General features: G+C 55.5%; 4 protein-coding genes and 1 pseudogene. 4 read left to right on the plus strand and 1 reads right to left on the minus strand.

The features are described from left to right. The first annotated feature begins 480 nt into the window (after window positions 1–480). The 4 genes from QKD99_RS11195 to QKD99_RS11210 all read left to right on the plus strand — a co-directional run bounded on the left by QKD99_RS11195 (window position 481) and on the right by QKD99_RS11210 (window position 5,088). Window positions 481–1,842, plus strand: coding sequence for an MATE family efflux transporter (locus QKD99_RS11195; protein WP_231732355.1), 1,362 nt, complete (start codon window positions 481–483; stop codon window positions 1,840–1,842). Window positions 1,843–1,934: 92 nt separating this feature from the next. Beyond that, window positions 1,935–3,152, plus strand: a complete 1,218-nt coding sequence (locus tag QKD99_RS11200; RefSeq protein WP_239279034.1) for an ABC transporter substrate-binding protein — start codon at window positions 1,935–1,937, stop codon at window positions 3,150–3,152. Continuing rightward, window positions 3,149–4,273, plus strand: coding sequence for an iron ABC transporter permease (locus QKD99_RS11205; RefSeq protein WP_080975109.1), 1,125 nt, complete (start codon window positions 3,149–3,151; stop codon window positions 4,271–4,273). Before QKD99_RS11200 ends, QKD99_RS11205 begins: the two co-directional genes overlap by 4 nt. After that, window positions 4,273–5,088, plus strand: coding sequence for an ABC transporter ATP-binding protein (locus QKD99_RS11210; protein WP_049156256.1), 816 nt, complete (start codon window positions 4,273–4,275; stop codon window positions 5,086–5,088). The genes QKD99_RS11205 and QKD99_RS11210 overlap by 1 nt, the downstream gene beginning before the upstream one ends. Before the next feature lie 28 nt (window positions 5,089–5,116). Here QKD99_RS11210 and QKD99_RS11215 read toward each other — a convergent pair. Further along, window positions 5,117–6,356: pseudogene (locus QKD99_RS11215) on the minus strand (IS3 family transposase). Between the last annotated feature and the right edge of the window lie 125 nt (window positions 6,357–6,481).

Genomic DNA, 6,481 nt, shown 5'->3' on the forward strand with positions numbered 1-6,481 from the left:
CTGATTATTTCACGCCGGTCTTTCTACTGCCCCAACTTTGCAACAGCACCCTTCACACTCCTTCCACCTGAAGTGTTTGAAGTGGAAATCTTCAATTATGGTAGCCTTACCTAAACTAGGTATAATCTTTATACTTTCCGAAGGGAGTCTCTGCCGCTGCAAACACCAGCCCTGAACGGGATTCGGTCTCAACCAACGGTGGTACCGCTGGCGCATCGGCCAGCACCAGCTGAATCCGCAGGGGCGAACCACTAATTTCCATGGTGCAGACGGCAGCGTCCGATTGCAACTTTGGTGCAGATGTATCGCAGCGCCATTCGCTTCAACGGCCTGGAGGCCGCAAATGAATCGGATGTGCTGCGTATCTACCGCTAGAAACCGCAGCACATTGGAGACCAGCCGCCAAAATGGGCGAGGTTTAGAAGATGAGAAGCGAGGGCCGAGACGAATGTTAGTCCGAAGTTGAAGGTGGCTGCGAGGTTGAAATCCATCCGGAAATATCGCGAAGTTCTGGGAATTTCCCTTCCCATCGCTGGAGTACAACTCGCCGGAGTTGCATTGACCACCACGGACGTATTGATGCTGCAGTCCGTGGGCGTACTGGCGATAGCCGGCGGCGGCCTAGCGATGCAGCTTTACAACCAGATCCGCACGATGTGCGTGGGCATGGTGACGGCCGGGGCAAATCTTGTGGCTGAAGCAGCAGCAAAAATGGAAAAAGAGAAAACCTCTTGTCAAAATTGCGAGGCGGGAGCAGAACAGATCCGGCGGGCTGTGCGCTCCTCCTTCGCGGTGGCCACTGGCACTGCAATTCTCGGCGCGTTACTGGTCATCGCCCTAGGCGGATTGGTCCTTGTTCTGCCCATCGACAAGCACGTTGCCCAACTCACCTTCGCCATGACCCTTGCGCTCGCACCCGGGTTAGTCCCGATGATGTGGCTCAACGTCCTGCGCCAATTCGCCGTGGGCATGCGAAAACCCGGCTCCCTGTTAACCATCACGCTGATATCGATATTTATAAATATCGCATTGAACTGGTTATTTATGACATGGGCAGCCTCGGATCACTGGAAGGTAGCGGGCATCGGGCTTTCTACAACTGTCATCCAACTGCTTACCTTCCTGGCCTTCCGGATTGTGGTACTGCGCATTCCCGAGCTACAGCCCTATTTCCACATCCTTCCGTGTAAAGGAGATGGGGAGACTATCTGCCGCCTCGTCCGCCTCGGGGTACCAGTCAGTCTGACCTATGGCTCGGAGGCTGCAATAACAACCATCGCCGGTTTAGTGATGGGGACCTTTAGCCCACAGATGCTAGCGGCGCACAATATTGTGAACCAACTGGCGTACATCGTTTACCAAGTGTGCATCGGCTTTTCTCACGGCGGCTCGGTGCTGATCACAAGGGCTCGGGCCGAGAGTGCCGACTCAGTGCGCGAGATTACCCGACGCATATTGTTCGTCGTGGTCACGTATCTGGGAATAATGGGCGCGCTGTGGCTTCTGTTGGGCAGGTGGGTACTGCATCCTTTCTTAAAAGAGGCAGATCCCACCACCTTTCACATTGCCGTCCTGCTCCTATGTCTCGCGGTACTGCAACAGTTCGCCAAAGGAATCCAAAACGTGGCAGTGGGCCTACTGAGAGGCCTGAAAGACACCACCTCAGGGCTACGCTGCACCCTCGTCGGGTACTGGCTGGTTGGCGTCCCCGGGATTCTGATATTTGGAAAGCTCCTCGGATGGGAAGGATATGGCGTCTGGTTAGGACTCATCATGGGTTTCGCAACCACGGCGGTACTGCTGCTACGCACATATTCCCGCCGACTGAATGAACTGACTTAACGGGAATGTTGGGGGGTAAAAGTTTCATCACCCATTGTAGATAAACAAAGGTATGGCTAACCTAATAGATCCACTTGGAAGAAAGGATTGCCTTGTCCCTCACGACAACTAGGGCTCGCGGTTTTAAAACCCCACGCGCCCCTCACCACCGAATGGCCCGCGTAGTCGCCTCAGCCGTCACCGCCACTGCCCTCCTTATGACCGCTGCCTGCAGCACTAACGATGAACAACAGACCGCAGATGACGGAGAAAAGCAACAGATCACCGACATTCTCGGGCGCGAAGTCGAGGTCCCGAAGAACGTCGATCGGGTCCTCATGGGCGGGCAACGGATGCTTTACACGACATCCATCCTCAACAAAGAAAACCCGCTCCAGGGCATCGTTGCCTGGCCAGATGACCTGGAGCAGAACGACCCTGGCACGTACAAGAAGTACGAACAGAAATTCTCAGAGATCGAAGATATTGAGCAAACTGGTGAAGTTTACGACGGCTCGATGTCCGTTGAGCAAGCTTTGAATTCCCGTCCAGATGTCTTCATTGTCTCCGCAAGCAGCTTCGAAGCCGCCCAGGATGCTGGCATCGTAGACGGTCTAGAAAAGGCCGGAATCCCCACGGTTACCGTCGATTACTTTACCGACCCGGTGAAGAACACCGCACCGAGCGTGCGCTTGCTCGGCAAGGTACTCGGCCACGAGAAGGAAGCGGAAGAGTATGCCGAGTTCTATGAGTCCAAGGTGAACATGGTTCAGGAGCGCCTAGAAAAAGCCAAGGCCACCCCCACACCGACCTTCCTCTGGCGAGCTCCCGGCTACTTCGACTGCTGCTCTACCTTCGCTAAGTCCAACCTAGCCCAAATTGTTAACGCAGCGGGTGGCGAAAACGTGGGCGACGATATGATCGACGCCAAGCAGGGGCAAGTCTCTCCCGAGGCGCTAGCTGAAAAAGACCCAGACGTCATCATCGCCACCGGCGCAGACTGGACCGGCGCCAAGCAGCAGCCAAAGAAGAATGGCTTTGTACCCCTGGGCTACGACGAGTCCACCGAACAGGCAGCCAAAGACTTCCAACGCGTTGTTGACGGGCAACCTGTCCTTAAGGAAATGCGGACGGTCAAGAACAAGCGGGCCTACGCTGCGTGGCATCACTTCTACGACTCCCCATACAACTACCTAGCCATCGAGTGGTTTGCCAAAGCCATGCACCCCGACCTGTTTTCCGATGTCGACCCGCAGGCCGATTTGGAAGAACTACATGAAAAATTCCTCCCTGTGGAGGCTAGCGGCACCTTCTGGACTGGTTTGCCATGAGCCACGGAGCACGAGCGCAATCAATTGCCACCGGAAGCGAGGTGGACGACCAAAACTCTACCCCGCAACGGCAACGCCCCCGGTCAAACTGGTACCGAACAGCTAGCAGGCGAAAGGTAGCGATCATCGCAGGGCTTACGGCCCTGCTATGCGTCACCATTGCCATAGATTTCCTCATCGGCAGCAGTTTGAACGCAAATGAGGCGCTCTACGTGCTCTTTCACCCCAGCGATTCCCGCCCAATTGACTGGCAGATCATCTTTGATATACGTCTGCCTATGACCGTCACAGCGGTGCTCATCGGTGGCACCCTCGCTGCTGCCGGCGCAGAGATGCAAACCATCTTGGATAACCCCTTGGCAGAGCCCTATACGCTGGGCATTTCCGCCGCTGCGAGCTTTGGCGCAGCCTTTGCCACCGTCTCAGGATTCACCGCGGCGGGAATCGGGGCAGCGCTGGGAATGGCGGGCAGTGCTTGGGTCTTCGCCCTCGCGGCCTGTGCGGTGATCGTCCTATTCTCTCGGTCAAAGAGCTCTGGTACCGAGGGAATGATTCTGCTGGGCATAGCCATCGTGTTCCTCTTCGATGCTCTACTAGCGCTAATGCAGTACCTCGCCTCGCAGACCCAATTAGAGCAGGTGGTTTTCTGGACCTTGGGCAGCCTTACGCGCGCTACGTGGCCTCAGATCGGCCTTCTCGCGGTCATCTCACTAATCGGAATTGCTTACTTCTACCGCAATGCGTGGACGCTGACCGCGTTTCGAATGGGCGACGACCGCGCTAGGTCCATGGGTATCAATATCCCAAAGCTGCGCACGTACACGCTGGTGGGAGTCTCCCTTATGGCGGCAACTGCCGTTTCGATGGCCGGGACAATTGGTTTCATCGGACTCGTCGGCCCACATATCGCCAGGATGCTCGTTGGTGAGGACCAACGCTTCTTCCTCACCACGTCCATCATCTCAGGTGCGCTTTTGCTGACCTCAGCCTCAGTGGTATCCAAGCTGATCCAGCCTGGGGCGATTCTGCCTGTCGGCATCATCACCGCGATTGTGGGCGTTCCCGTGTTCGTCGTCCTCATTGTTTTGCGACGCCGCCCCCGAACTGTCTCCTCAACCTAATGATCGCCTCTCCCAGTACTTCCTGCCCCAGAAAGGACCCCCTCGTGGAACAACCGCCCACGGTTCCGCCAGAACCCACACTCCGGGTAGATAACCTGTGCTTTTCCCATGGAGACGAACAGATACTGAATGACGTATGTCTCCCAAAGATCGAAGCTGGAACCGTCACCGCCCTCGTCGGCCCTAATGGCGCTGGTAAGTCGACTTTGCTGCGCTGCATGGCTAACCTATGCCGATTCAGCGGCGACGTCACTGGGCCCGAGGCAGTATATTTGCCACAGGATCCCCCGCCGGAAAGCACCCTTACCGTATTCGAATCGGTACTTCTGGCACTCCAGCATTCCCGGACGGGATTCAGCGGACTACGGGTAGCCACATCCACACAGGACCGAGTCAGCTCGGTCCTCACGCGGCTGGGGCTAGAAGACCTAGAATCCCGAACAATGTCCCAGCTCTCCGGCGGCCAGCGTCAATTAGTAAGCTTCGCCCAGGCCATCGTATGCCGGCCGCAGGCATTACTACTGGACGAGCCAACCAGCGCTCTTGACCTAAGAAATCAGCTCATCCTCATGGAGCATATTCGCGCCTATGCAGCTGAAGCACCCGCGGCGGTCGTGGTTTCGATGCACGATCTTTCACAAGCAGCGCGCTTCGCTCACCGCATTGCGGTACTCCACGCGGGCACTGTATACGCACACGGAGCAGCTAAGGACGTGTTAACCGCAAAAATGTTGCGTGAAGTCTACCGCGTAGATGGAAAAGTCACCCTTACTGATGACGGTTCTGCAGCAATCACCACATCCAGAGCCATATAAGGGGCTTGAAGTGCCCCGAGTTTTGTTCCTAGGCATGTTCCTTGATTTCTATTATTCCCTGTTGCGGGTTCTTCTTCCACAATTCGGTTTCCACCTCGGCTGGGGTTCGATATCCCAGGCTTTGGTGGAGCCTTACCTCGTTCCACCATGACACCCACTCGAACGTCGCGATTTCTACCTCGACAACATCATTCCACCTGCGAGTATGGATGAGCTCATTCTTGTAAGAGCCGTTAACGTTTTCAGCTAGAGCATTGTCATTTCAGTCACCGACGGTCCCAGTGGAAGCGGCAATCCCGTGCTGGGCGAGACGCTGGTTGTAGACAACGCTGACGTACTATAAGCCGTGATCCGAATGGTGAATAAGGCCTGTTGTTTCCTTCGCGCTCACAATCGCTTGGTTGAGTGCTTGCAGCGGTAATACCTCGGTGCGCATCGAGTCCGATAATGCCCATCCGACGATCCGCCGGGAGTAAACGTCAGTGACAAACGCGGTGTACACAAAACCCTTCTTCGTACGCACGTAGGTAATGTCGGCCACCCACAGCTTGTTTAAGGCCTTGGGCTTTGAACTCACGCTCGACCAAATCCGGGCGCAGATCCGGCCTGTTGAGGTGTACGGGTTGTGATTGGTGATCCGCCTGTGCCTGTGCCAGAAACACCAGCTAGGCGCATCAGCCGGGCGGTTTGCTCACGACCGATGTCGATTCCGTCACGGTCAAGCGCATGCCACATTGTCCGCACGCCGTAGACACCGTAATTATCCCGATGAATGGCACCAATGCGTTCAATCAGCACAGCGTCACGAAGGCGACGAGCACTTAAGCCCACGGGCTTTGGACTGGCGATAACCACGCGAGGTGATAAACCCACCAGCCCGGTTAATCTTCAACTCCGGTGCAGATGAACTCGACAGAGAAATGATTCCGGTATTTATCGATGAACCGGATCATTTCTTAACGTTTGGGGCCTGGTCGTGAGGCGAAAAAGCTGACGCAGCCTTCAGCAACTCGTTGGTATCTCGAAGCTCTTGATTTTCGCGGCGTAGCCTGGCATTTTCGGTAGCCAAATCTTCAGGAACAGGTTCTGGGATGTTTCCCGCACGACGAGCAGGCTTAAGTCCATAGACGAGCCGTGTGCCATGAAACCCCCAACTTTGAAGCTACTGCCTAGCACGCGGGATGCATCGACATGCTTTCCGCCAAGATGCGGTCCTCCACGAGACGGACCACACGGTCCTTTGCATCCTGGTCAAATTTTCTTGGCATGTTCCAGATTTTCCCATCTACTCAAACGGAACAAAACCTGGGACACTTCAACCATCCGACGACAACACTACAATCACCACTTTCTGTATAGGTAAGGTCTAAACCCCATTATACAGGTGTAAAGA

Origin of the sequence: Corynebacterium sp. c3Ub_189 (genome assembly GCF_039907195.1) — a bacterium.
Lineage (GTDB): Bacteria > Actinomycetota > Actinomycetes > Mycobacteriales > Mycobacteriaceae > Corynebacterium.